Here is a 25,238-nt window from a genome sequence, read left to right on the forward strand (position 1 = left end):
TGGGATCATTCAATTGATCTGCCGATTAATGTTTAACTGATCGGCATTAGAGCGTAGCGATCCCTTTAGCAATAATAGGTTTGAGCATAGCTTGACCTTAGTGTTTGGTTTCTTGGGTAAGTAATTGGGTGGCTTGAATATTATTTTCTTGTAGAAAGGCAAGTAACTTTACTAGATGCTGCACGTCTGCCGTTTTTTCTGCTCCTATGACGATAGGTTTTTGGCTAGATTGATATACCTCTATAACTGTACGAGAGAAGGAATCCCAACTCGAATACTCTTGACTATTTAGTGCCCAGTAAGGCTCTGCTGGTAAAATGTTCAGTGTTATTACTTGATTTTCTATATTTGATGTCATTGGTGAATCCGTAGTTGGTAAACTGACCTCTAGAGAGTCAAGCTTGACCGCTGCGGTTAGCATCAAAAAAACCATAACAATAAAAATAATGTCTAATAATGGTGTTAAATCAGGCGTTAAACTCATGGTATTCGATTGTCGAGATACTCTTATCATGACATCGCCTCATGAGATACTGGCGCTGGTTGAGTTTTCGTTTGTTTAAATTCGACTCCCTCTAGCCAGAGGTTGGTAAAATTGAGAGTATGCTCTAGCTTAGCCATCACTTTTTCTGCCCATAGACCAAGCAGCTGGGCACTCGCGATTGCTGGCAAGGCAATGACTAGACCCGCTGCTGTTGTTCGCATTGCGATACCTAGGCCATCGGCTAGGTCATTTGGGGTAATGTTACCCGATGATGCTGCGACACCTTTAAACATCTCTATCAGACCAAGTACGGTCCCCAATAGCCCAATTAAAGGACTTATCACACCAATTAAGCCAAGAAGACGAAGGCCCGAGTTGAGTTCAAGACGTTTTTCTTCCAGCCACATACCTGCTGCATCTTCGCGTAAGCTTTTTGAATAACAATGATGCAGGAGCAACATAGAAACCCCTTGATAGAGAGGTGGTCGGCGACTAGAAAGCTTTTCAGCAAGTCCAATAATTTGTTGAACATTAGAAGGAGAGATTTGCTTAAGCTCGGCATGAATGGTCTTTCTTCCTCTACTAGAGCATATAAAAAGCTGTATGAGGCGTTCGAGTACAATCATTACTGTTGCGAATGAGCAAAAGACGAGCGGCCATGTCATTAGGCCCAGTTGTTGCTGGAGGTAATTTATGTGTTCCATTGTTAATCCATATTGAAACGTACGGGAATTCTTACTCTATGGGCGATTTTCTGACCATTAATGCTGTGAGGAGAAAACTTCCACTTCTTTATCGCCTTTAGTGCGGATTTATCTAAGATAGTTTGGCCTGAAGATGATATGAGTTGCTGGGACATTTGCTGACCGTCTTCGTCTAACCAAACTTCATAAGTAACTACACCTGTTAACCCTCTTTTCCTAGCTAACCTAGGGTATATGGGTTGGACTGGCTTGGATAAGAAGCTTGGTTTTTTGATTAATACAGGCTTGGTAGTTGCCCCCTGATGAGAGGTTGCAAGTTGTGATTGAGATATTTTTTCTTTGGTAGACTCATTAACTGTATTGTCTGGCTCCTTTTGTCTTGTCGGTTTGTCTGATTGTTCGCTGGCCTTTTTTTTAGGTACAAGCTTAGCGCTGTCATTTTTATTAACAGAAGTGGCCGCAGCTAACCGCCTTTTGACATCGTCAGTGATTTTTGAGGTTGTTGATGAAGTTTGCTCTGTTTTGGGCCTAGCCTTCTCACTCTTTTGGCTTACTACTGAAGGTGATGTGAAATGGATAGAGACTGATGAAGGCGCATTTCCTACAGGTATAACATAGTCTTTGGCCTCAAATCCCTTATTAAAAATTACGCTGTGGATAGCAATGGATAGGCTACCCGCAATCACATACCTATATAAGTGCATATCAGTGCTATGACAAAAATCATTAAGAGGTAAATTATCCATCAAGATGTAAATAATATCAATTATCAATTGCATTCTCATTTTTATGCTTCTATGATTGCGTGAATTTTGTCACGCTAAGCTTTTACTACTGCAAAAAAGACTTTCTCATCGATTGACGAGGAATATCTCTCAAGGTTGTTAGTGGCTTGGTGCTATGAGGAACATATATGCAGACATTGAAGGAAAAAGTGGCCGAGTTGGTCCATGAAGAGCCAGCGTTATTACCCGTTGAGATTGCTGAATCTTTGAATATTTCTGAGTTTGATGTTGTGAGCGCTTTACCGGATGAAATGGTGGGAGTCTCTGATGGGGAGCAAGCCCAACTCTACCTTGACAAATTGGTTGGGTTTGGCCCTGTAACGACTATTGTGCATTCCTTTGGTTCAATTTTTGAAGTAAAGGCACCTTTCCCTAAAGGTAAACTTGCAAGGGGCTATTACAATTTGATAGGAAAAAACGGAGAGTTACACGGCCACTTAAAGCTGAGTAATGTGGCGAATATAGCTTTGGTTAGCAAACCCTTTAGAGGGCGTGAGAGCCACTATTTTGGTTTCTTCTGTGAAAAGGGAAACAATATCTTCAAAGTATATTTAGGTAGAGATGATCAAAGAGAGTTAATTCCCGAACAGGTAACGGCGTTTAGGCAGTGGCAAAAAGCGTTGAAGTAATATCGAATTTCGAAAAATAAAAATCCGACACATTAATTATCATAATAATAAGGAGGTAATATATGGATGAAAATGTTAAACAAGAACGTTTACAAGGACGCTTGGGACCAGAGATTCAGGAATTTCGTCAAACTTGTCTGACACTTCAACTGGCTACCGTTGATGAACAAGGTCAGCCTAATGCCAGCTATGCACCGTTTGTACAAAATGAATATGGATATTTTGTATTAATTTCTGAAATTGCCCGTCACGCACGTAACCTCCTTGTTAGCCCCAATGTTTCGATTATGATGATCGAAGATGAAGAAGATTCCAAGCAACTTTTTGCTCGTAAACGTCTGACGTTTGATGCTACTGCTGCAGTAGTAGAAAGAGACACACCTTTATGGAATGATGTTATTACACAAATGAGTGAACGATTTGGCGAAATTATAGATAACTTAAGTCAATTACAGGACTTTATTTTATTTAAAATGCAACCTGAAAAAGGATTGTTTGTGAAGGGTTTTGGCCAGGCTTATCAAGTGTCTTGTGATGACCTAATTGACTTTGTTCATTTGGAGCAAGGACATAAAAAAGTGCAGCAGTCTTAGCCCAAAGGAGCACATTATGCTCCTTTTTTGTTTCTGGGCTCTTATATCGGCATGTTCTCGTTTTCAATGATCGAGATTACTCTGGAAAGTCGACACCTGCTTCTTTGTATAGTCGTTGGCAAGCTGTTCCATCACTGTGGAATAGATGGCAGCGATTGGCGGGTATATCAATAATGAAGTTATTACCGACCTCGATATCTAATGTATCTGGCTCACGATATATAACATCTGCATCTGCTGCACCAATATGCAGGTAGACTTGAGTTTCATTTCCGAGTTTTTCGACAATGTTAACTTGTCCCTCAATTGAAGCATCGCCTTGACCACATGGCAGCAAATGTTCGGGTCTAACTCCCAGTGACATACGTGAGCCTCGTGTGACGCTTGTCCCGTCAACTGGGATCCAAAATGCGGTGCCATTGGCAAGTTGAACCATGACTCTATCGTCTTCTACTGCTTCAATGAAAACACTAATAAAGTTCATTTTAGGTGAACCAATAAAACCAGCAACGAAACGATTACTTGGATAATGATAAAGCTCTAATGGCTTGCCAACTTGCGCAACATAACCGGCATCGAGAACGACAATTTTATCCGCCATTGTCATGGCTTCCACTTGATCATGTGTTACATAGATCATGGTACAACCTAGCTTTCGTTGCAGCTTGGTAATTTCTGAACGCATTTGTACTCGTAAGGCTGCATCTAAGTTAGATAAAGGTTCATCGAGTAGAAACACTTTAGGTTGTGACACCAGAGTTCGTCCGATAGCAACCCTTTGCCTTTGGCCACCAGATAAAGCTTTGGGTTGTCGGTCGAGCAGATGACTGAGTTGGAGTACATCGGCTGCGTGTTCTACACGTTTATCAATTTCGCTCTTATCTGCTTTGCTGAGTTTGAGGCCAAATGACATATTTTCATACAGATTTAAGTGCGGATATAGAGCATAGGATTGAAAGACCATACCGACGCCGCGTTTAGATGGCTCAATATGATTCATCAGTTGAGAGTCAATATAAAGCTCTCCCGATGTAATGTCTTCGAGGCCAGCAATACAGCGCAGTAAAGTTGATTTACCGCAGCCTGACGGACCGACAAACACAACAAATTCGCCTTCTTTTATGTCTAGATCAACATTCTTTGAGATTAATACGTCGCCATAAGCCTTTGATACATTCTTTAATGTGACACTTGCCATCTCGCTCGTCCTCGATCAAAATTCTATATTTTTATTGGGTTGCATATCAATTATCTATGTGTGGTTATATTAAGCTGCACCGATGAAAATCACCACCGGGCGTAAAATATGGTCACAGGTAACTATCAAGTTGTTACGGAAGCTAGTGCTTGCTCGACATGCTGGGTTCAATGTAAGAAATAAGGGTGGTGGAGCTCACACCACCCGCCATCGCCAATACAGAGTCCGTTCCCCTACGTGAAAATAATCCCGCTATGTCACAAACAAAATCGTTATTCTTTGTCAGTGATGTTACACGATTATTATCTATTTCGGCGACTCCTGGCCATGTAATCCAGTTTTTAGACTGAATTAGAAAAGTCTGATACAAACTGGAAAGGTTCCTACTTATCCGCTCTGGGACTATGCTAGTTTGCTTTGTTGACCATTGTTATACATCCTCCTAGTCTTTGTCTATCTGGGGGGAGTAGTGAGGGAGTAGATACATCTGCTGCTTGATGGTACGGCTAGATCAAATTCAAAGAAACACATAGCTTATTGGTGAATTTGATCACGGCGTGCATGTTTTCTGTGATTTATGTCGTTTTTGTTCATCGATGAAGATCACGAAAATAGGCCATAATAGGCAAGGCGTAGAGGATGGGATGATGAGCTAATTGATAATTTGGCGAGAATGAGTTATCCCAGTGGGCAATAACCCCTGAAATAGCCTGAGCTCATAATTCAAAGACAAAAAAAGGATGTGAACATGAGAAACCCCCTGACTAAAGTAACCCTAACCGCATTGACTGTGCTTACTTCCATAAGTGTAAACGCGGCTATCGAAGAGGGGCAGTTGACCATCTGGGTTGGAGGGGACAAAGCTTATGAAGGAATGGCTGAAATTGGTAAGCGTTTTGAAGAGGATACAGGTATTGAAGTCACGGTGGCTTTCCCTGAAAAATTAGAAGAAAAATTCCCTAAAGTTGCCGCTTCGGGAGAAGGGCCTGATATTATATTTTTTGCTCATGATCGTTTTGGTGGTTATGCAGAAGGTGGACTACTTGCAGAAGTCAAACCATCGAAAGAAATCGAGCAAGGAATTGTTGATTTTGCGTGGGATGCCGCCACTTATAAAGGTAAAAAAATAGCCTATCCTGTTGCTGTTGAATCGGTTTCTTTAATCTACAACAAAGCGCTATTACCGACACCGCCAAAGACGTGGGAAGAGATCCCTGCCTTAAATGCAAAACTTCAAAAGTCAGGTAAAAAAGCCATTATGTGGCCACTGCGAGATGGCGCTTACTTCACTTGGCCGCTTTTATCAGCCGATGGTGGGTATGCGTTTAAGCAAGTCCAAGATGGCTATGATATTAACGATGTAGGTGTCGCTAAAGATGGAGTCCAAGCCTCTTTAAACTTTATCAATGATATGATTAAAAATAAGGTTATTTCTGCTGATATGAACTACTCCGTTTCTGAGTCAGAGTTTGCGGCTGGTAAGGTTGCAATGACCATCAATGGCCCTTGGGGTTGGGCGAACATAGATAAAGCAGGAATTGACTATGGAGTAACGACATTACCTAAATTCAATGGTCATGCTTCAAAGCCGTTTGTCGGTGTTTGGGTTGGAGGAATAAGCTCGGTTTCTCCAAACAAAGAACTGGCCGTTGAGTTTCTTGAGAACTATTTGCTCAATGACCAGGGGCTTAAGAGTCTTAATGATGATAAACCACTTGGTGCTGTCGCTTTAAAATCATTCCAGAAGCTGGTTGACACTGATGCTCGTATTGCCGCAACAATGGATAATGCGATGAATGGAGAGATAATGCCCAACATCCCCCAGTTTACAACCTTTTGGTATAGCATGAAAGATGCGTTAGATAATGTGGTTGATGGACGTCAAAGCGTATCTGAGGCATTGAAAACAGCTGAAAAAAGAATGACGCAGTAACCAACTTGGTATCGAGAAGGGGGATGTGTCCTCCTTCGTTTTTCTATCATTGTGAGCAGGGTATTATATGCAGTCAGTTCAGGGTACGGTTACCATGCCATCGCCAAGAGTAAGCTTGCTTTCTAATAAAAAAGTATGGATTAAATGGACCCTTTTGGGCTTAGTAGGCGCTATCAACGGCTACGCTAGTATATTGATGTACTCAAGAGGCGAGTTCGCGTTTGCGCTTCTCACTCTTACCATTACTGCACTGGCGTTGTTTATTTTTGGTAGTGCTAAAACCTATGCACACCGTTATATCTATCCGGGTGTCGCCGGAATGATCTTATTTATTCTTTTTCCTTTAGCTTATACGGTAAGCCTTTCGTTCACTAACTATAGTGCTAAGAATCAACTTTCCTTTGAGCGTGCTCAATCTGTTTTACTCGAACGCACTTATCAAAGTGGTGAAAGCTATCCATTCTCGCTGTTTCGTACATCGACAGGGTATCGTATTGCAATCACTAAAGCGGACAGTTTGTTTGTAACCGATGAGTTAGATTTGGAGGCTTTGAACTCCGAGCTGTATTTATCCTCTGCAAAACAAGTTGAGGGGAAAAAAGAAGCAATAAAGACCATCATAAAAAACAAGTCTTTGCTCGGTAGCCTTGCACTTCAGTTCCCGTCAGGAGAAGTGGTAAGAATGAGTGGACTACGTAAGTTTGCTGCAGTGGGGCCACTTTATACACTGCAAGCTGATGGTGAAACTTTATATAATAATGAGACCCAGCAGTATCTGCGTCCCAATAATGAAGTTGGCTTCTATCAACCAATCAATGACGAGGGGCAGTTTATAGGATCTCCGGTCTCACCTGGCTATATTGTGACGGTTGGAACATACAACTTTGAACGCGTTTGGAAAGAAGATGGTATTAAACAGCCATTTGTCAGTATCTTTGTCTGGACTGTAGTTTTTTCTGCTGTGAGTGTTGGGCTTACTCTCGTCATAGGCTTAGTGTTAGCCAATATCGTTCAGTGGGAAGCGTTAAAAGGTCGTTCTATTTATCGAGTGCTTTTAATTCTACCTTATGCCGTTCCTGCATTTATTTCAATATTGATTTTTAAGGGCTTATTTAACCAAAGCTTTGGCGAGATCAATATGGTTTTAGAAGCACTTTTTGGGATTAGCCCTAGCTGGTTTTCGGATCCTTTGATGGCTAAGGTCATGATCATTATCGTTAACACTTGGCTTGGGTTTCCTTACATCATGATCTTATGTATGGGACTTTTAAAAGCCATTCCTGATGATCTCTACGAGGCATCAGCGATTGACGGAGCAAATTTCATCGATAACTTTCGTCGAATTACTTTGCCGTTAATGATTAAGCCGTTAACGCCTCTTCTTATCGCCAGCTTCGCATTTAACTTCAATAACTTCGTATTGATTCAGCTTCTTACTCAAGGTGGCCCTAACATGATAGGCACGACAGAGCGAGCTGGTCATACCGATTTATTGGTAAATTATACCTATCGAATTGCGTTTGAAGGTGCAGGTGGGCAGAACTTTGGTTTGGCAAGTGCAATCGCGACGTTGATTTTTCTTCTCGTCGGGGCGTTAGCATTGCTTAACCTTCGTGTAACCAAAGTAGCCCAGGAATAAGGAGAGTTGTAATGGCAATGGTACAAGGTCAGTCAATGAAATACCGAGTTTGGGCGACACACATTTTGTTATGGTGTTTTCTTGCTTTGATTCTATTTCCTTTATTGATGATTATTGCAATTTCCTTGCGTGAAGGTAATTTTGCGATCGGGAGCATTATTCCTGATAACCCTTCTTTGGAACACTGGAAATTGGCATTAGGATTTTCAGTGACAAATGACGACGGCTCTATCACTTCGCCACCGTTTCCAGTTCTGACTTGGTTGTGGAACTCGATCAAAGTTGCTGGTATCTCATCAATCATGATAGTCGCACTTTCTACAACATCGGCCTATGCTTTCGCTCGAATGAAGTTTAAGGGGAAAAATACCATTCTTAAGGCGATGATGATCTTTCAAATGTTTCCGCCAGTCCTAGCATTGGTGGCTATTTATGCTTTGTTTGATAAGTTAGGTCAGTATATCCCGTTTTTGGGATTAAATACTCATGGTGGCTTAATTTTCGCCTATCTTGGCGGGATAGCTTTACATGTATGGACGATTAAAGGGTATTTTGAAACGATAGATAATTCTCTTGAAGAAGCTGCAGCCCTTGACGGTGCCACACCTTGGCAAGCATTTAGACTCGTTCTTTTGCCGTTGTCGGTTCCGATTCTAGCGGTTGTGTTCATTTTATCATTTATTATGGTGATTGGTGAAGTTCCAGTGGCGTCGGTGCTGCTTTCTGATGTAGACTCATATACGTTGGCCGTCGGTATGCAGCAGTACTTATACCCACAAAATTATTTGTGGGGTGACTTTGCAGCAGCAGCAGTTCTATCTGCACTACCAATAACGGTGGTATTTTTATTGGCACAGCGTTGGTTGGTAGGAGGTCTTACTGCTGGTGGTGTGAAGGGTTAATTCTAATAACTAGGGTAGCTACGAAGTTATCCCATGGTTTCTCGACTTGATCTACTTTGGTTTGGCCGCCGATCAGTTAAGGAGAGAGCACCTCTGGCGTTACGCATAGCTGGCTGTTAGCTTAGATTCCTTACTATGTCACTACTAACAGTTTTTGTAACCAGAACCCGAGTAAAATCGGGTTTTTTTATTTAGGTAATGTGGATGTGGGGATTTTTCGCTAAGGTACTCTTGCGCTGAGTGAAGGTCTTATAACTCTCTATTTGATGGGGCGCAGCCTAAATATTTGAGTAGCACATAGATACTTTCTTGTGATAAAGCGACCTTGCGAAATAAATCGGCAAAGATATCGTCTCCGCCAAAACAAGCTTGGATATAGTGATTAATGTCGTTATTGGAATACCCTTCAGCGTATAGACACCTTACCCACTGATATTCCAGAGCTTGCTTGTCGAGTAAGCTTGCTTCGCTGAGCGTAATGTGTTGCAACTTCAACCTAATTCCTTAACCTAAATTAATCTAAGCTAATTTAATCAAATTAAGTTGAAGGAAAAATGACAAAGCGCGATTAGTTTAAAAAATGATATCGCTCACCTATTTGAGGTACTTCACATGGGCTTCCATCTCTTCACCAATTTTGGTCCGCATGTTCATTAGCCTTATGGCTGAGTCTTTTAGCTGAATATCATCCGGTGTTTCTGGTATCCATTCTGGAACAAGTGAGGGCTTTCCTTGTTCATCTACAGCCACCATAATAACAATGCAGTGAGTTGTTAGGCGGTTTTCTAGCACTTTAGGGTCACTGGCTTGCACATCAATGGCTATATGCATAGATGTTTTCCCTGTGTAAATAACTTTTGCGCTAACTTCAACAAGGTTGCCGACATGTATGGGAGCAACGAAGCGAATACCCCCAGCGTAAGCTGTAATACAATATTTACCACTCCATGCAGCCGCATTCGCGTATGCAGCTAAATCAATCCATTTCATAACGGCTCCGCCGTGAACTTTTCCGCCAAAATTTACGTCTGCAGGTTCAGCTAAAAAGCGAAGTGTTATTTCTCGTTGACCATTACTCATCTGTCAATCCCTTAATAATTAACATTATATCAGTTGATAGTAATGTTAATTAATTGCAATCATTAATTCCAGCTTAGTCTAAAAACACAATATGCCCCAGAATGGACTGATGAGGCACTGGCTGAATGTATTTTGAACAGTGAGTTTGGGTGATAAGGTTTTGTCTAATGAAGATGAGTATGGCAAGAGGAGAGCCGTTTATCTTATTGGCTCAATTAGTAGGGAACAGAATTTACAATAGCCGCTGTGGCGACAGCGGCCAAATAGAAAGTGATGGCAATTACTTTTTGGGTGCAGTATTCGACGTTTTCGACGCTACTTTGAGATGTCTTCATATTCCCCCTCCAATACAGAACCACGAGATGACTGCTGAAAACGCATTGTACTCTGGCGTAAAGATTTTTCTATCTTTCTTCCTGTTAAAAGAGCAAAAATTGTTAGCGGAACTAACATTATCATACTGAAAAGTAATGTAAAAATACCTATTAACACGGCTAATACGCTTGCTATTATTTTATTCATATCAATAAAACCTCTTGTTTGATGTTTCCATAATAAAGCGTCATAAATGAACCAAAGATGAATAGAAGGTAAGAAAACAAAAAAACCGCTTTCTAAAAAAGCGGCAAATGCTAGAAATATTATTATTATTGTTGTTGTGGAGGTGTGCTCCTAATTTGTATTAGGAAAAGATTGTCTGCTTACACACTAGGGTATGTTTTGTAACGAACACCCATCATTTGTTCCATACAGTGGACTACTTGGCAGCTATATCCAAATTCATTGTCGTACCAGATATAAAGAACACATCGGTTATCTTGAGCAATAGTCGCAGCACCATCTACAACTCCTGCAAAACGAGAGCCTACGAGGTCAGTTGACACCACTTCTGTGGACTCTGTGTAATCAATTTGGGCAGAGAGTTCAGATTTAAGCGCCATCTCACGTAGATAAGCATTGAGTTCATCTCGATTAGTTTCTGCGTCAAGGTTGAGGTTGGCGACAGCCATGGAGACATTTGGCGTCGGTACTCTGATTGCGTTACCTGTCAGTTTACCAGCGAGTTCAGGTAGTGCTTTTGCTACCGCTTTGGCTGCGCCAGTAGACGTTAATACCATATTTAGGGAAGCACTACGACCTCTACGCTCTCCTGAGTGGAAGTTGTCAATTAAGTTTTGGTCATTTGTGAATGAATGAACCGTTTCTATATGGCCAGAAGTGACACCGTACTTATCATTGATGGCCTTAAGTACTGGAGTAATGGCATTAGTAGTACAACTGGCGGCAGAGATTATGGTGTCTTGAGGAAGGATCGTACTCTCATTGACGCCAAATACTATGTTTTTGATATCGCCTTTTCCTGGTGCGGTTAAAAGCACTTTTTCTGCGCCTTCACAATCAAGGTGTTGAGCGAGTCCTTCGCTGTCTCTCCATACGCCAGTGTTATCTACCACTAGAGCATTGTTGATTCCATAAGTGGTGTAATTGACTTCTTGAGGCTTATTGGCATAAATAAATTGGATATAGTTGCCATTGGCAATAATGGCCTTACGTTCTTCATCAACTATGATGCTGCCGTTGAATTGACCGTGAACAGAGTCTCGTCGAAGTAAGCTTGCACGCTTTTCCAAATCTCCTTCTTTGCCACCACGTACGACGACAGCACGTAAGCGCAGAGGGTAACCTGGGCCACTTTTCTCTACCAGCAGACGAGTGAGAAGTCGACCAATACGGCCAAATCCATACAGAACAACATCACGAGGTTCAGTTACTGTCTCTCCATTCATTGCTCCAAGCAAAGAGGTATGGAGGAAATCTTTCACTCCATAGTCATCATCTCGGCCTTTCCAAAACTGATGAGCGAGTTGCCCAATATCGACTCGACATGGTGATAGTTCCATTTCTGACAAGGCTTTAATTAGAGGAAGAGTTTGTTCTGTTGATAGTGGCGTTCCAGTGTACCTGCGAGCAAGCCTATGTGACTTGATGATATCGATAGTAGCGGCATTGACTAAAGTCTTACCAAATAGAAGAACTTCAACGCCTTTCTCGCGGTAGAGTTGACCAAGTAGGGGGGAGATTGTTTCCGCAATCGTTTGGCTTATTTGCCACTCTAGGAGATGTTTCTCTGGACTCATGGTGTTTTTGGACCTTTCACGTGTTTTTGGACTGGCTCTACACCAGCTCTGTAGGGTTATTGGTGTAGAGAAATTACTATATTGTTTTATTTTTATGGCGCGGATTGTAATACCTAGGGCCTTTTTCTGCTAGAAAAAATAATTCACGTATTAGATGATTTCATATCGTTCAAAAACACATTTCTTAACGTATTTTGGTTTTTTATATTTAAAGTTAAGGGAACTTATTTTTTAACGAAAAATACTCACATCACACTATTTTTTTAAATAAGACATTGATTATGTTGTTATTGAGATTTAAGTCTCATTTTTTCATAAAAGTATATAGGATTTTTTGGGGGCAGTTAGGAGTCCGAATAACCCACATATATTAAGGAAAGTTATAAACATCAGTTAACGCTGGGGGTTACTAAAGCAAGATCTTGGTTAAAAGCTGTATGTCAATGTTAAAAAATCTCATAAATTCCGTGTTTTAGACAAGATTTTGCTGAGTTATCGTCTAATATTGAATCTTTAGTGGTTGTAAAATGATTCGAAGGAACGAGTCTCGATGCTACTCACCAATATCTCGATTAAAAGCCGATTGTTGATCTTATGCTTGATCCCTACATTAGTGATTGCTGTACTCTCTGTGTATGTTGTAAGGCATGTACAAGTTAGGCTTCACAGCAACTTGCTTGTTAGTGAAAAAGTGGAATCGCTCAAATACTTAGCGCAGTTGACTGGCCAGGTGTATCAAGCTCTAGATCCAAGGAACGACCTGCATACTAGGACGAATGGCCAACGTTTTGCGCAAAAGTCAATTAGCCTCATTTATCAAGTAGCTCATACCGAAGAGCATACACACCATGGAATATCAGACACCAATAATACGCTGGCTCATATAAAGAACCTTGATGAGCTCATATCAGGCATCGGAGATCTAGATGATAAAGAAAGACTACATAAGGGTAGCGAGATATACAGTGCTCTGTGGACTGTATATATGTCAGTTCTATCAATGGAGAACCATAATTTAGATTTGACGACCCACCATCTTGAGTTGGCGTTAACTGACCTTAATTGGATGTATTTTTGGATGGAGCGAGAGGCATGGTTTGCTCAGGAAGTAGAGTCCAATCAGTTATCTTACATTCAGTATACTGAAGATTATTTTAGGATAAGTGGAAGACAGCAAATTTACCTCGATAGAGTTATCAGTCTAAGACATCATCTCGAGCAGCTTGAGCCTTTGATAGGGATGTTGTCAAAAATAAAATTGCAACGTAACCAATATTCAGAGCAAATCGTTTCGTTAAGTCAGCTAGGAACCTATGATTTTAACGAGTTTTATTTCTGGGTTGAAAAGCGTAATCAGTTAGTAGCTAGTCATTTAGAAGCATTGTCGGATGAACTACGCAGCGAGTTATTGGCAAATATAGAATACCATGAACGGGTGCTCTATGCATTTGCCATGCTAGGTATATTTGTGTTTGCAATGATGTTTTTCTGGGGAGCCAGCACTCTATATCGCATTCATTCTAAACTAGCCAATATACTTTCTGCGCTTGGTAGTCTGCGTAGCAGCAAAGACATTGATTTGGTAAGCGTTGATGGTAAAGATGAGTTTACTAAGTTTGCCCAGGGAGTGAATTATGTTATCCAAATACAAAAAGACTATGAGAAAGTTTTGCTGCTAGCTAAAGAGAAGGCGGAATCTGCAAACCAAGCCAAGAGCGTATTTTTGGCTAACATGTCTCATGAAATTAGAACACCTTTAAATGGCATCATAGGGATGACAGAGATCTTATCGGAGAGCCATCTTAATTCATCTCAGAGAGAGTTACTGTCTGACATCGATGTTTCATCGCAAGCTTTACTTGTACTGATTAACGATATTCTCGACTTATCGAAAATTGAGTCTGGAAGCCTTGAGTTGTCGCCTATCCACACCGACATCCGAGAAGCGACATTCGAGGCTATGAGTATGGTCAGTACGAAAGCCTTAAAACAGCAAGTTGAGTTGAACGCTCATTTTGCTTCAAATATTCCAGATAGTTTGTATTTGGATGAGTTTCGCTTTAAGCAGATTCTTATGAATTTTCTTAGTAATGCGGTTAAGTTTACTCAAGATGGTACCGTTTCAGTGGTTGTTGAGCTTTGTAATAACAACGGACAATCATATTTAAATTGCCGAATTTTAGATACTGGAGTAGGCATACAAAGTGAAAAGCTAGAAGAAATTTTCTTACCTTTTACTCAGCAAGATAGCAGCATCACTCGGCAATACGGGGATACGGGGTTAGGTTTGACCATTTGCCGTCAGGTTGCCGAGCTTATGGGTGGAGAAGTATCGGTAAGCTCTACTCTTGATGTTGGCAGTTGCTTTAGTTTCAAAGTACCATTGCAAGAAGAAAGCTCAGGGCCAGTCAATAGAAGTAATACAAAAGGAAAGGCACTTTTGGTTATAAATGACAGCCATTACAGTGCTTTAATTCAAAGTGAAGTCGAACGTTTTGGACTGGCTATAACCATAGCGTCCAATACTCTTAACGCTATGAGTATCAATGATCAGTTTGATGTGATTCTGTACAGCTATCACCCTCAATATAGTTCGCGCAAAGATCTTGCCTCATTAAAGGCGCACTTTAATTTTTCTGAAATTATAGGGCTTCAACATCATTTATATATGTTACCAGACTACCGTGCATTTGTGTCTTCTAATCTGACATTACCATTTCTTGGGCGCCGCCTTGAATCTGCTATTTCAAAAGTCATGCGTGCAACTGAGCTTAATGTGGCTGACACAGATAAAGAAAGGGTTCCGACTATAGCTGGTGGTGAAATAGGGCGCATTTTGATTGTCGAAGATAATTTGATGAACCAGAAAATCGCTAGCTTTTTTCTTGAAAAAATAGGTATTGAATACCAAATTGCGAGTAATGGAGCAGAAGCTGTGGCTATGGTCCAGTCTGACCAATCATTCATGGCAATTCTTATGGACTGTATGATGCCTGTAATGGATGGCCTCACTGCTACGAGAAATATAAGGGCTTGGGAAGAAGAGCGGGGCAAAAACCGTATACCTATCGTAGCTTTGACAGCAAGTGTTCTACCTGAAGAAATAGATCGCTGCTTTGACGCAGGGATGGACGCTTATTTGTCCAAACCCTACAAATCTCAGCAGCTTTTTGAAGCACTTGAACAATTAAATGTCGCTGTTTAGGTCATCAATGGGTAGCCAATTAACTTTCACACCAGCTTGAAGAAACATTTCTTGACTGATTTTAATCTTATCTCCCCAGCGAGATAAAAAATCTTGAGTTTGTTCTGGGCAGTGCACGGAAGATATTCCTGTTTGAATAATTTTTGCAGCACAGTTAGGGCATGGAAAATGCGTGACCCATATCTCACATCCATCCAGATCGCGTTTCGCGAAGAGAATAGCATTTTCTTCTGCATGGAGAGTTTTAAGGTATTTCATTTCTCTATCATCTGTCATTGCACTATCGGAAATGCCGTGTGGATAGCCGTTAAAGCCAACTGAGACGATACGATTTTGCTTAGTTATAACAGCTCCAACTTGAGTTGAAGGGTCTTTACTCCAAGAGCCTACTAGGACTGCCATCTGATAAAATCGCTGTGCCCATTTAGATATCATGTCGTTATTCCTCTATGCAAGAAAACCCTATATGGGGGAAACGGAGTGGTAAACGTTAAAGATAATATCCTGTTTTGCTCTTATTTAGTCCAGAAAAATTCGTTGAGCAATTGTAGCCATGGCCCTAGGTTGTAATTTGCGTGATTTTGGTCACATATTTGGTTGGTTGAATAATATAACCTTATGAGTCAATTGCCATGAGTGTTGTGAGATATGTCTTGCATGGGTGTGCGTATAGTGATGATTAACAATATGGATATAGCTGTTTTTATTTTTTAAACCATTGTATAATATATGTTTTTTGTTTTTTTGTTTTTTTGTTTTTTTTTTTTTTGTTTTCGTGAGAGATGAACACGACGGTCTAAACCGCCGTTGCTAAATAGACTGAGTATCTTAATCTTAAATTGTCAGCAAAACGCAGACATGGAACACGAAAGACCCACGGAAAGGTCATCTTCAGGAAGAAGATTTGATTATTCAGGACGAATAATCAGCATTGAAAGCAAGTAGGACATTAGCTGGACGCTGGTAACTAGGATGGTTACAACAAGGAAAGTTAATGGACACTCGATGGATAGAGGATTAGCTGTTAGGATGACAGCGCAAAGGACACCGCTTTAGGATAGAGCGAAGAGAGTTAACTTGGATAGTTAACGGGCTGGATTGCCAAGGACACCGCTAGGAAGGCGACGTTAAGGAAAGTGCTGAAGGAATCGGCGTACTATCATGGACTAGATGCAGGGAGCACTGCAAGTAGCCGGAATGCTGCGAGTAAGAATAAACCCCACTAAGCGAGAGCTTAGTGGGGTTTTCTTTTATGTTCTAATAACCTTTCTTTAATCGCTTGGTTGAATGATGAGAAATGAAAAAAGCCAACCTCAATAAGTGAGATTGGCTGTAAAACTGTGAACAATTTATCATTCACTAACAACGTCAGTTGGCTAGGTGACTCTCTGATTCTAGAGGGTCATACCTAGTTAAGCATTTTATGTGCCAAGTTTTATAGTGCCTGGGTGCGTATTTTCTGTCCAATAATCGCTGAAATTGAGGTGGTTATATGCATTTTGCAATTGCAAAATGCATATATGCCCATATTGCTAATGGTGGTTGTGGTATTTTCAGTGTAATCCATGGGGACCACGCTTGATACGGAAGCCCGTTTGCAACTTATCAAGTGGGCTGAAAAACGGCAAAGCTGGATAATTGAAGATGACTATGACAGCGAGTTTCAGTTTGCTCATCGGCCTTATTCTTGTTTGCAGGGTTTAGCTGCTCAGTTGGGCTTATCGAAGCATGTCATGTACATTGGCTCAATGAGCAAAGTGATGTTTAACGGCTTAAGGTTAGGTTATTTAGTGGTTCCAGAATCTCATGTTCAACGGTGTCTGGAAATCAAAGATGCATTGAGCGGCGATTCTCCTTCTCATACTCAGGAGGCGCTCGCCGACTTTATTGTTGAGGGGCATTTGTTACGCCACATTCGAAAGATGCGCCGTTTATACAAACTCAAGCATCAAACTCTTATTGATAATTTGGAACATAGACTGGGAAAAGACGTGACAGTGATTAGTCAAGCGGCTGGTCTGCATGTCACAGTTAAGTGGGAAGGTGGGATAAGCGAGCAAGAATGGGTAGAAAGGGCAGCGAGTTATGATATTAACATACAGGCATTGAGCTACTATGAACATAGCAGGGTTGTAAATCGGCCGTGGCAAGCGGTAGTGCTCGGTTTTGGTAACATGCCGTTAGAAGAGATAGGGCCTAACATAGAATTACTTGCTAGGTTGTTTAAATCATGATTCTATGCCTAATCTTATCAATAGTTTTAAGGAGTTTTTATGTGCCGTTGGTTAGCTTATCAGGGTGAATCAATTTATCTCGATGAGTTGGTATACGAGCCCGAGCATTCATTAGTACAGCAGAGTATTGATGCCAGAAAAGCAGTTACGCGGGTGAATGCAGATGGTTTTGGCCTTGGTTGGTACACAGAAAGAGAAACTCCCGGTCGATTTCATGAGGTATTACCGGCTTGGGGAGATGAAAACCTTCGTTCTCTCACCCATCATATTCGCTCTCACCGATTTATGGCACATGTGCGCTCTTCCACGGGGACTCAAGTGTCTCGCTCCAACTGCCACCCATTTATTATTGATAACTGGATGTTTCTGCATAATGGACAGATAGGTGAGTTTGAGCAGGTGAAATATGACTTGCATCAGCAGTTACCTGAAGATCTTTTCTTAAAGAGAATGGGGACAACCGACAGTGAGCTTATTTTTCTACTTATGCTAAAAAATGGTTTACGGGAACAACCTGTTAATGCAATAAGGCAAACTCTACTGGATATTACTCAGTTAATGGAGAGTCGAAATATCGAAGAACCTTTGAAAGCGTCGATATGTATTTCCGATGGTGTGAAGCTTTGGGCGGTTCGCTATAGCTCTGATAATGAGGCGCCGACCGTGTTCATACGTAAAAAAGGATCTAACGTTTCCTTGGCATCTGAGCCTTTGGAGCGAAATCGTGATTGGAAGAAAATTACTGCGCAGAGTATCTTAGTCATTGAAGGTGATACTGTAACCTCACATATCATATAGAAATTTGGCAATTCTATGTCGTTAAATCATATCAATCTTAACTTGCTACGCTCTTTACAAGTATTACTCGAAGAATGCCATGTAAGTAGAGCCGCATTTAGACTTAATATCACGCAATCAGCAATGAGTCGTCAACTTGCTCAATTGAGAGAATTGTGTAGTGATCCCTTGCTAGTAAGGCAGGGAAACACTTTAGTGCTGACTTCAAAAGCCGCAGATATGCAAGAGCAGCTCACTTATCTTTTGGAAGAATTTGAACAACTACTGCGAGATAAGCCATTTGACCCTAAAATATGGCAGCAGGAGTTTGTGTTCTCTTCCAGCGACTATGTGGCTCAGTATATCGTCCCTGATATGGTTTCTGAGATGGTAAAGCAAGCGCCTAATGTGAATCTCGCTTATCGCTTATGGAAGCCAGACTATATGCAGAATTTTTCCGAGATGGGTATACATTTGGCTTCTACTATGCAACCTAAAAAGCCTGAAAATATCATGAGTATTAAGATTGGTGAAGACACATCAGTGTGTCTAATGCGTAGAGGGCATCCAGCATCAAATAAGAAAAGCATAACAGTCAATGACTTGGCTTATTACCCGCACGTCAAAGTAACGGGTGGGGGAGATAAAGATTCCATAGCAGACGAAGCATTGCGAACCATGGGAGTGAATCGTCGTATCGCATTAAAAATCCCTTTCTTCTCGGCAGCAGTGAATGCGTTGCTCTCAAGTGACTATCTTATGATAGTGCCTAAGCATATTGCGGCAAATCTAGCTCAAGATCATCCACTGATGTTTTATTCTCTGCCATTTGATCCTGATCCTCACCGATATTGGCTGATGTGGCATCCAAAATACGATCAAGACATGGCACATTCTTGGATACGTGACTTGATACTTGGTTGCATTCGTACATCCAAATACTCGGTCGCTATGATTTAAAGTCATAACTGCTATCACTAGCTTTGATTTCAAATCATTTCTCTGATTCGATAATCTAAAAGCATGGGATCTTTTAGAGAAATAGTATGACATTCACAATTTGGCTATCACTTTTTACAATCTGTATTTTAGGAGCCATGTCTCCAGGGCCTAGCCTTGCGATGGTCGCGAAGCATAGTCTAGCTGGTGGTAGAGGAAATGGATTAGCGACAGCTTGGGCTCATGCTTTGGGTATTGGCGTTTATGCGTTTGTGACATTGATTGGTCTGGCAGTGGTCCTTCAGCAGTCGCCTCTTATCTTCAAAGCGATTAGTTATTGTGGTGCGGGGTATCTAGCCTATCTTGGTTATAATGCATTGCGCTCTAAAGGAGGAGTGGCAGCAAAGCTAGAATCCGGCGAAGAGACTTCGCTGTGGCAATCTGCAAAGGAAGGTTTTCTAATTTCGATTCTCAGCCCTAAGATCGCGCTATTCTTTATTGCTTTGTTTAGTCAATTCGTTGCCGTTGGAGATAGTCTAACCGCAAAGTTAGTGATTGTTTTGACTCCGCTAGTGATTGACGGCTTGTGGTACACCATCATTACTTTTTTACTATCGAGCCCGCGCCTGTTAGATAAAATTCGTTCCAAAGCACAATTAATTGATCGCTTGTCAGGTATTTTTTTGATACTTTTAGCATTAAGAGTTGTTATGACTGTATAGCACAACAAATTTTCGAGTAATTGAACAAAAGGAGCAGTTTGCTCCTTTTGTCATGGTTGGAGAAAAATGATGATAAGACTTGCCATAGTGGGGACTAACTGGATTACTGACCAGTTTATTGAAGCGGCGTTGAAAACCCAAAAGTACCAACTCGTCGGTGTGTATTCTCGTTCACTTGAAAAAGCGAGAGAGTTTTCAGAGAAGTATGGCTCTTTGGCTCTGTATGATGATTTTGATGCGTTTGCAAATTGCTCGTCGATTGATGCTGTTTATATTGCCAGTCCTAACTCACTTCATGCGCCTCAAGCAATAAAATTACTCGAATCGGGTAAACATGTCATCTGCGAAAAGCCCTTGGCAGCCAACGATGCTCTAGCAAAAAAAATGTATCAAACGGCATTGGATAATAAAGTTGTCTTATTTGAAGCTTTTATGTCCCCTCATACTCCAAACTTTAAGCTGCTTAAACAGCATTGCAGTAAGCTGGGTAAGCTTAGCAAAGCTTTTATCACTTATTGCCAGTACTCTTCTCGTTATCCTAAATATCTAGCGGGGGAGATGCCAAATACTTTTAACCCAGAATTTGCCAATGGCTCAGTGATGGATATCGGCTACTATTGTGTAGGTTCGGCGGTGGAGTTATTTGGTGAGCCGCTGTCTGTTAAAGCACATGCCCAGCTTTTAGACACAGGTGTTGATGGCAGCGGAAGCGTTATTTTGGGCTACGAGGGATTTGAAGTGGTTCTGCAGCACTCAAAAACCAGTGACTCTTATCTACCGAGTGAGATCCAAGGTGAAGAGGGTGCGCTGCTAATGGAAATGATTGCTACCGGTAAAAAGTTAACCAAGATTACCAAAGGCAGTGTAGGCATTGATTTAACGGTCAAACAAGACCCTAACCCCATGTATTATGAAGCATTGGCGTTTGCTGACCAATATGCTCAGAATCAAATTGATCAAGAGTGTATGAAGCGCTCATTGATAGTGGCTAAATTATTGACAGAAATTCGCAGGCAAACGGGTGTGAAGTTTCCAACTGATTGAGAGTGAAGGTATGAAAGCAGAGGTGAAGTGGGTGGAAGGGCTCAAATTTTTAGGTCTTTCTGAATCTGGACACTCGGTGGTTATGGATGGTAGCGGTGGTGAGTCGGCACCTAGCCCAATGGAAATGGTACTTATGGCGGCAGGTGGATGCAGTTCTGTTGATGTCGTTGATGGGTTGAAGCAACATGGACAACGAGTTTCTGCGTGCAGCGCCAAGTTGACCACTGAGCGTCGTGATACTGCCCCTCGACTATTCACTAAGGTAAATATTCACTTTGAAGTGTCCGGAGACTGTTTGAACACGGATATTGTTGAGAAGGTTACGGCAGACTCACTACAAAAATATTGCTCAGTGTGCTTAATGCTGGGGGCTGGTGTCGAAATGACCCACAGCTGGGAAGTGAGTTAGTACTCCAATGAACCTATCGCTGTTTTACGCGTCCTATAAAGTTGTTATTAAGGGTTGGATTTGAATAGGCATAGATTTACTTGCTGTGGTATTTTAGCCATTCTGCTTTGGAGCAGTGTGACTGGGATGGCGCGAGCGGTCACAGAATTACTAGGACCTGAGGGCGGCGCTGCAGCGATTTATACAGTCGCTGCTTGTTTTCTGGTACTTGTGATGGGGCTTCCTAAACTAAAACGCTACCCTCTAAGGTATGTTTTAGTAGGGGGTGGGTTGTTCGTTGCTTACGAAGTTTGTTTAGTCCTTTCTATCGGATTAGCACACTCACGTCAGCAAGCTATTGAAATGTTGGTAATCAATTATCTCTGGCCAGCGCTCACCGTTTTATTGGCAGTACTGGCAAGTCCTAGAAAGACCAACTCACTCATTTATCCTGCCATTGCACTAGCGTTTTTTGGAGTCGCGTGGAGCATTTCTGGTGAACAAGGCTTATCTATCAATCAGATAGTCGCTAATGTGAAGACGAACCCAATTACTTATTCCATGGCATTCGTTGGGGCATTTTTGTGGGCAATTTACTGTAACCTTACGAAACGCTTGGCTGGTGGGCAAAATGCAATTACCCTATTTTTTATCATGACGGCTATCGCGCTATGGGCCAACTACGCAATTACTGCAGACCAAGATATGAGTTTGGATCTCGAATCTGCTACTTGGCTTATTCTCGCTGGGGTGGCGATGGGAAGCGGTTATGCGCTGTGGAATTATGCAATCATTGGTGGCAACATGGTGTTTTTAGCGACCTTATCATACTTTACTCCTGTACTATCCACGGTTATCTCATCTTTCATCTTGGGGTTAGTACTTACCGATACGTTTTTACAGGGGGTCGTTTTAGTGACATTAGGTTCTTTGCTTTGCTGGTGCGCTACACGCGAGTCGAAAAAGGTTGGAACTGAGAAAGGGAAAATTTTTGACAATTGATTTACCACTGAATATCAATCGGGGTTCCTGGTTGGACTAGAGTGAGTAACTCATCCATCTCTTCATTGGTGATAGCAATGCAGCCATTGGTCCAGTCAAAGCTTTGAACAAAGTTAGCTGGACGAGTTTCGCCATTTCGTAGGCCATGTATTTTTATGTTTCCACCAGGCTTTATTCTTCGTGTGGCTGCGTAATCGATATCATTTCGGTTGGGGTAGCTAATATGGATTGAACGATAAAACTCTGATTCATCGATAATAAAGTCTAAGTAGTAACGCCCTTCTGGCGTGCGTTGATCGCCTTCTTGTCTTTTGTGGCCTTTTGGTGATTTCCCTAACGCAATGCGAAACTCACGTATGATTTGATGGTCATCAATCAAGTACATTCGGCGTTTAGACTTATCGACTTTGACTAAATCAACTTGTGCCACCGAGATAGACGCGAAAATAAGAGACCATACTGTGATAGCAATTTGAGCGATCTTAAGCTTCATTACCCTTCCACTTAAAACAGAAAGGTAGCGTTTGAGCTACCTTTCGGGACAAATTATTTCATCAGGGCGAAATAGAAAACATATCACGCTCCGTAAATCCCAGATTCTTTAACTCTTCGATTGCTTCCGCGCGACTCTTAGCATCGACTTCAAGCGAAGTCATGTGGGACCCATCGAAATAAACGATGACATAATGAGTACTGGGATCTGGCTTTTCAATTGCCGACATCATTCCTCCAGTTACCATTTCTCAATGTACTAGGACTTGAATAATGCCTCTTTATTTCTTGCCTTCATTTCGGTTACAGCTTAGCCAATTCCTCCTCAGGCCTATGATTTGAACGAGGCATCTTGTCCACCTTTTTAATAAGTTTAAGCAGGTTTGTTGCATTCCAGCCAGTTTCTTGCGAAGAAAAACAGGATTTCTGCATCAGGTCTAACTCACTTTTCACTTCCTCAATCACGGTTTTGTCGTCGATATTCGCCTGATTTAGCCACTGTGAAGCGCAGTGTTGAGCCTTAAAGTAGTCTTTGGATTCTAGAGCGTCTATAAGAGCTGAACCTGAATTTGGCTCCAATTGTCGGTTAGCTTTTGGCGCTGTGCTCTTAACTTTACTTCGTACTAACAGCCCGCCAGTGATGAGCCAGAGTATGGCAAATAGGGCAGTGAGATATGGCCAAAACCCCGCGTCATGCACGGTAATGGTTTTTGTCTCAACAGGTGCTGAATACTGCGGTACTGGGATTGAATTATTAAGATTCTCTCCTGGCTCAACAGCAAGAGTTAGCCCCTCTAAATGTGCTGTATTTTGTTTTTTGTTTTGGCTATCCCACCAGTTCAGATCTAAACTTGGCAGCTCGATACTACCAGCCTGTTTAGGGATCAATACTTGTTTAAGCGTCATGCGTGTTACGCCATTTTCAAGCTGTGAAAACTGAGGTTTTTCTGCATAAACGCGAATGTTTGCCGGGTAGTTGATGTTGAGTTTAGGAAGGCGTTCTTGAGGCAGTCCTTCTACATCCAAGGTTATCTCACGAGTAATCGAATCTCCCACTTTGCTAGCAAGCTTGGTGCTCGGTGTGATTTTCTCTCCATTTGCTGCTGTCCATGTCTGTTTAAGAGACAGCATCGAGGTGGGTAGCCACACGCCAGAATATCCCTCAGGTTTTGGCTCAACATTGATATTAAAGACTTCTGCGGGGATATCGACCGAGACAAGCTTTGTGGTACCCACTCGGTCGTTCCCGTAAATCACCGAGCCTTTAAATGCTGCGCTGTGCAAGGCATAGTTTCCTGAGTTGTCGGCTGTCACTCGATAATTTTGGTCAAGTACGGTGACTTCAACACCATCAAGTACACTTTGATACTGATTAGGCTCACCGATTTGTGTGAGGGTAAGTCCCTCGGCTTTTGGTGGCACAACCTTGGGATTTTGTAAGCGTCTTGGATCCGCTTTAATGATCAATCGTGTTCTTAGCGAAGCGCTTTCATTTGGATACAGTTGGGTTTTATCTAAAGAAGTCCTAAGCTCGACCAAATCCGATACTTTGGGCTCGTCAGAGTCTTGTGTTACTTGTATCGCAATGGGCTTTGAACTATTGCCGTCAATGGTAAAAGCAGGGATTTTGGCAAGCCCCAGCTTTTGTGCTGCCAAGGTGATATTCCATTCACTTCTGACGGTCCGATTGCCATTGACAATATTTATTGATGAACCGAAGCTAGGCCTACTTACGTAGAAATCTTTTTCAAGTGCACTGAAATCTAGGTCATCAGAGGACGCTTTTTCGTCGACCACAACACGCAATTGGAAAACTTCATTTTTGACGACTTTATTCTTACTTACAGTTGCCCATATATTGGCAGCGATAGAGACAGGGCTAAAAAAGGCCATTGTTAGAGCTAATAAGCTCATCAGTTTAAATTCTCTTTGATTCATAATTACCACTTCTTACCTGTATTCTCTGGTGGTTGCTTTGATTTTGCTTGTAATATCAGTTGCGCTTTGAGAAGGCGACTGGGATCTCGAGCACTCTCTACTTGCTCAAGTTTGCGCAGTGCAGGATCGATAGGTTCAGCCTCTTGCTGTTGCGAGAATTGTTGTGATTCCTGTTCTAAGGGGTTACCAGGCGCCTTTTTATCACTTGGCGTTGATTCCTGCTCTGGAGAAGCTTGGGCAGTTTCATCTTGATCTTTTGACTGTGGCTTTTGTTCATCGTTTGCCATCTTTTGTTCGTCAGACTGGTTCTGCTTGGACTCTTGCTCTTGCGACTTTTCCTCTGCTGAAGAATTTTTCTCTGATTGAGAGCCTTGTTGTTGCTCTGATGAAGAATTCTCATCAGACTCTTGTT

23 protein-coding genes and 2 pseudogenes are annotated in these 25,238 nt (G+C 41.7%); 13 read left to right on the top strand and 12 right to left on the bottom strand.

Features of this window, described 5'->3' with window-relative positions; translation table 11 throughout:
- Positions 1–97: 97 nt before the first annotated feature.
- From AAFM34_RS08890 to AAFM34_RS08900, 3 genes are read right to left on the bottom strand one after another with little or no spacing between them, the layout of a single operon-like run.
- A complete protein-coding gene (locus tag AAFM34_RS08890) occupies positions 98–514 on the bottom strand; it encodes a biopolymer transporter ExbD (protein ID WP_341662028.1) in 417 nt (138 codons plus the stop codon).
- Positions 511–1,188, bottom strand: coding sequence for a MotA/TolQ/ExbB proton channel family protein (locus AAFM34_RS08895; RefSeq protein WP_341662030.1), 678 nt, complete (start codon positions 1,186–1,188; stop codon positions 511–513). Before AAFM34_RS08895 ends, AAFM34_RS08890 begins: the two co-directional genes overlap by 4 nt.
- Before the next feature lie 2 nt (positions 1,189–1,190).
- Entirely contained in the window at positions 1,191–1,973 is a 783-nt protein-coding gene (locus AAFM34_RS08900; RefSeq protein WP_341662032.1) for an energy transducer TonB, read from the bottom strand.
- A 128-nt stretch (positions 1,974–2,101) separates the two neighbouring features.
- Here AAFM34_RS08900 and hutX point away from each other — a divergent pair, with 128 nt between their 5' ends.
- Both hutX and hutZ read left to right on the top strand, forming a co-directional pair.
- Positions 2,102–2,602, top strand: a complete 501-nt coding sequence (gene hutX / locus AAFM34_RS08905; protein WP_341662034.1) for a heme utilization cystosolic carrier protein HutX — start codon at positions 2,102–2,104, stop codon at positions 2,600–2,602.
- A gap of 62 nt (positions 2,603–2,664) precedes the next feature.
- Complete coding sequence (gene hutZ, locus AAFM34_RS08910; RefSeq protein WP_341662036.1) at positions 2,665–3,195, top strand: heme utilization protein HutZ; 531 nt, start codon at positions 2,665–2,667, stop codon at positions 3,193–3,195.
- Between the two features lie 76 nt (positions 3,196–3,271).
- Here the strand turns inward: hutZ and malK are convergent, their stop codons facing one another.
- Together malK and AAFM34_RS08920 are read right to left on the bottom strand one after the other, a co-directional pair.
- Positions 3,272–4,393, bottom strand: coding sequence for a maltose/maltodextrin ABC transporter ATP-binding protein MalK (malK, locus tag AAFM34_RS08915; RefSeq protein ID WP_341662038.1), 1,122 nt, complete (start codon positions 4,391–4,393; stop codon positions 3,272–3,274).
- Between the two features lie 142 nt (positions 4,394–4,535).
- Positions 4,536–4,763 (bottom strand): hypothetical protein, encoded by a 228-nt coding sequence (locus tag AAFM34_RS08920; RefSeq protein WP_341662041.1) that lies wholly within the window; start codon positions 4,761–4,763, stop codon positions 4,536–4,538.
- A gap of 378 nt (positions 4,764–5,141) precedes the next feature.
- Between AAFM34_RS08920 and malE the strand changes: the two genes are divergently transcribed.
- From malE to malG, 3 genes are all read left to right on the top strand, one after another.
- Positions 5,142–6,326, top strand: a complete 1,185-nt coding sequence (gene malE / locus AAFM34_RS08925; RefSeq protein ID WP_341662043.1) for a maltose/maltodextrin ABC transporter substrate-binding protein MalE — start codon at positions 5,142–5,144, stop codon at positions 6,324–6,326.
- A gap of 67 nt (positions 6,327–6,393) precedes the next feature.
- Entirely contained in the window at positions 6,394–7,965 is a 1,572-nt protein-coding gene (gene malF, locus AAFM34_RS08930) for a maltose ABC transporter permease MalF (protein WP_341662045.1), read from the top strand.
- A gap of 11 nt (positions 7,966–7,976) precedes the next feature.
- Positions 7,977–8,867, top strand: a complete 891-nt coding sequence (gene malG / locus AAFM34_RS08935) for a maltose ABC transporter permease MalG (RefSeq protein WP_341662047.1) — start codon at positions 7,977–7,979, stop codon at positions 8,865–8,867.
- A gap of 249 nt (positions 8,868–9,116) precedes the next feature.
- On the opposite strand, the gene AAFM34_RS08940 is transcribed toward malG, so the two are convergent.
- From AAFM34_RS08940 to AAFM34_RS08950, 3 genes are all read right to left on the bottom strand, one after another.
- Positions 9,117–9,362 carry a hypothetical protein gene (locus tag AAFM34_RS08940; protein WP_341662049.1) on the bottom strand — a complete coding sequence of 82 codons (246 nt, stop codon included), beginning with the start codon at positions 9,360–9,362 and terminating at the stop codon, positions 9,117–9,119.
- 99 nt (positions 9,363–9,461) lie between these two features.
- On the bottom strand, positions 9,462–9,947 hold the full coding sequence (locus tag AAFM34_RS08945) for an acyl-CoA thioesterase (protein ID WP_341662051.1): 486 nt from the start codon (positions 9,945–9,947) through the stop codon (positions 9,462–9,464).
- Between the two features lie 701 nt (positions 9,948–10,648).
- Positions 10,649–12,085, bottom strand: a complete 1,437-nt coding sequence (locus AAFM34_RS08950; protein WP_341662053.1) for a glyceraldehyde-3-phosphate dehydrogenase — start codon at positions 12,083–12,085, stop codon at positions 10,649–10,651.
- Between the two features lie 550 nt (positions 12,086–12,635).
- On the opposite strand from AAFM34_RS08950, the gene AAFM34_RS08955 reads away from it, so the two are divergent.
- Positions 12,636–15,290: an ATP-binding protein gene (locus AAFM34_RS08955; RefSeq protein WP_341662055.1), complete on the top strand. Its 2,655-nt coding sequence runs from the start codon at positions 12,636–12,638 to the stop codon at positions 15,288–15,290.
- On the opposite strand, the gene AAFM34_RS08960 is transcribed toward AAFM34_RS08955, so the two are convergent.
- The gene (locus tag AAFM34_RS08960; protein WP_341662057.1) at positions 15,273–15,725 is read right to left on the bottom strand and encodes a cytidine/deoxycytidylate deaminase family protein; all 453 of its coding nucleotides are present in this window, start codon (positions 15,723–15,725) and stop codon (positions 15,273–15,275) included. The genes AAFM34_RS08955 and AAFM34_RS08960 overlap by 18 nt on opposite strands.
- A 1,130-nt stretch (positions 15,726–16,855) precedes the next feature.
- Between AAFM34_RS08960 and AAFM34_RS08965 the strand changes: the two are divergent.
- From AAFM34_RS08965 to yddG, 7 genes and pseudogenes are all read left to right on the top strand, one after another.
- Positions 16,856–17,524 (top strand): annotated as a pseudogene (locus tag AAFM34_RS08965) (PLP-dependent aminotransferase family protein); the annotation flags it as partial.
- A 39-nt stretch (positions 17,525–17,563) separates the two neighbouring features.
- Complete coding sequence (locus AAFM34_RS08970) at positions 17,564–18,322, top strand: class II glutamine amidotransferase (RefSeq protein ID WP_341662059.1); 759 nt, start codon at positions 17,564–17,566, stop codon at positions 18,320–18,322.
- Between the two features lie 15 nt (positions 18,323–18,337).
- On the top strand, positions 18,338–19,261 hold the full coding sequence (locus AAFM34_RS08975; RefSeq protein ID WP_341662061.1) for a LysR family transcriptional regulator: 924 nt from the start codon (positions 18,338–18,340) through the stop codon (positions 19,259–19,261).
- Between the two features lie 86 nt (positions 19,262–19,347).
- Positions 19,348–19,962: a LysE family translocator gene (locus AAFM34_RS08980; protein ID WP_341662065.1), complete on the top strand. Its 615-nt coding sequence runs from the start codon at positions 19,348–19,350 to the stop codon at positions 19,960–19,962.
- A gap of 69 nt (positions 19,963–20,031) precedes the next feature.
- Complete coding sequence (locus AAFM34_RS08985) at positions 20,032–21,006, top strand: Gfo/Idh/MocA family oxidoreductase (protein ID WP_341662091.1); 975 nt, start codon at positions 20,032–20,034, stop codon at positions 21,004–21,006.
- A gap of 10 nt (positions 21,007–21,016) precedes the next feature.
- On the top strand, positions 21,017–21,415 hold the full coding sequence (locus tag AAFM34_RS08990; protein ID WP_341662066.1) for an OsmC family protein: 399 nt from the start codon (positions 21,017–21,019) through the stop codon (positions 21,413–21,415).
- A 60-nt stretch (positions 21,416–21,475) separates the two neighbouring features.
- Positions 21,476–22,396: an aromatic amino acid DMT transporter YddG gene (yddG, locus tag AAFM34_RS08995; protein ID WP_371833262.1), complete on the top strand. Its 921-nt coding sequence runs from the start codon at positions 21,476–21,478 to the stop codon at positions 22,394–22,396.
- Position 22,397: 1 nt separating this feature from the next.
- Here the strand turns inward: yddG and AAFM34_RS09000 are convergent, their stop codons facing one another.
- The 3 genes and pseudogenes from AAFM34_RS09000 to AAFM34_RS09010 all read right to left on the bottom strand — a co-directional run.
- Positions 22,398–22,889 (bottom strand): L,D-transpeptidase family protein, encoded by a 492-nt coding sequence (locus AAFM34_RS09000; RefSeq protein ID WP_341662068.1) that lies wholly within the window; start codon positions 22,887–22,889, stop codon positions 22,398–22,400.
- 302 nt (positions 22,890–23,191) lie between these two features.
- Positions 23,192–24,826 carry a BatD family protein gene (locus AAFM34_RS09005; protein WP_341662069.1) on the bottom strand — a complete coding sequence of 545 codons (1,635 nt, stop codon included), beginning with the start codon at positions 24,824–24,826 and terminating at the stop codon, positions 23,192–23,194.
- 2 nt (positions 24,827–24,828) lie between these two features.
- A pseudogene (locus AAFM34_RS09010) lies at positions 24,829–25,238 on the bottom strand (hypothetical protein); the annotation flags it as partial.

This window comes from Vibrio sp., from assembly GCF_038138445.1.
Taxonomy (GTDB): domain Bacteria; phylum Pseudomonadota; class Gammaproteobacteria; order Enterobacterales; family Vibrionaceae; genus Vibrio.

Coding starts and splice junctions, on each gene's coding strand:
- AAFM34_RS08900 (WP_341662032.1), bottom strand. CDS start 1,973: ATGAGAATGCAATTGATAATTGATATTATTTACATCTTGATGGATAAT.
- AAFM34_RS08950 (WP_341662053.1), bottom strand. CDS start 12,085: ATGAGTCCAGAGAAACATCTCCTAGAGTGGCAAATAAGCCAAACGATT.
- malK (WP_341662038.1), bottom strand. CDS start 4,393: ATGGCAAGTGTCACATTAAAGAATGTATCAAAGGCTTATGGCGACGTA.
- AAFM34_RS08970 (WP_341662059.1), top strand. CDS start 17,564: ATGTGCCGTTGGTTAGCTTATCAGGGTGAATCAATTTATCTCGATGAG.
- AAFM34_RS08895 (WP_341662030.1), bottom strand. CDS start 1,188: ATGGAACACATAAATTACCTCCAGCAACAACTGGGCCTAATGACATGG.
- malE (WP_341662043.1), top strand. CDS start 5,142: ATGAGAAACCCCCTGACTAAAGTAACCCTAACCGCATTGACTGTGCTT.
- hutX (WP_341662034.1), top strand. CDS start 2,102: ATGCAGACATTGAAGGAAAAAGTGGCCGAGTTGGTCCATGAAGAGCCA.
- malG (WP_341662047.1), top strand. CDS start 7,977: ATGGCAATGGTACAAGGTCAGTCAATGAAATACCGAGTTTGGGCGACA.
- AAFM34_RS08960 (WP_341662057.1), bottom strand. CDS start 15,725: ATGATATCTAAATGGGCACAGCGATTTTATCAGATGGCAGTCCTAGTA.
- AAFM34_RS08990 (WP_341662066.1), top strand. CDS start 21,017: ATGAAAGCAGAGGTGAAGTGGGTGGAAGGGCTCAAATTTTTAGGTCTT.
- AAFM34_RS08890 (WP_341662028.1), bottom strand. CDS start 514: ATGATAAGAGTATCTCGACAATCGAATACCATGAGTTTAACGCCTGAT.
- AAFM34_RS08985 (WP_341662091.1), top strand. CDS start 20,032: ATGATAAGACTTGCCATAGTGGGGACTAACTGGATTACTGACCAGTTT.
- hutZ (WP_341662036.1), top strand. CDS start 2,665: ATGGATGAAAATGTTAAACAAGAACGTTTACAAGGACGCTTGGGACCA.
- AAFM34_RS08975 (WP_341662061.1), top strand. CDS start 18,338: ATGTCGTTAAATCATATCAATCTTAACTTGCTACGCTCTTTACAAGTA.
- AAFM34_RS08980 (WP_341662065.1), top strand. CDS start 19,348: ATGACATTCACAATTTGGCTATCACTTTTTACAATCTGTATTTTAGGA.
- AAFM34_RS09005 (WP_341662069.1), bottom strand. CDS start 24,826: ATGAATCAAAGAGAATTTAAACTGATGAGCTTATTAGCTCTAACAATG.
- AAFM34_RS08945 (WP_341662051.1), bottom strand. CDS start 9,947: ATGAGTAATGGTCAACGAGAAATAACACTTCGCTTTTTAGCTGAACCT.
- AAFM34_RS09000 (WP_341662068.1), bottom strand. CDS start 22,889: ATGAAGCTTAAGATCGCTCAAATTGCTATCACAGTATGGTCTCTTATT.
- AAFM34_RS08955 (WP_341662055.1), top strand. CDS start 12,636: ATGCTACTCACCAATATCTCGATTAAAAGCCGATTGTTGATCTTATGC.
- malF (WP_341662045.1), top strand. CDS start 6,394: ATGCAGTCAGTTCAGGGTACGGTTACCATGCCATCGCCAAGAGTAAGC.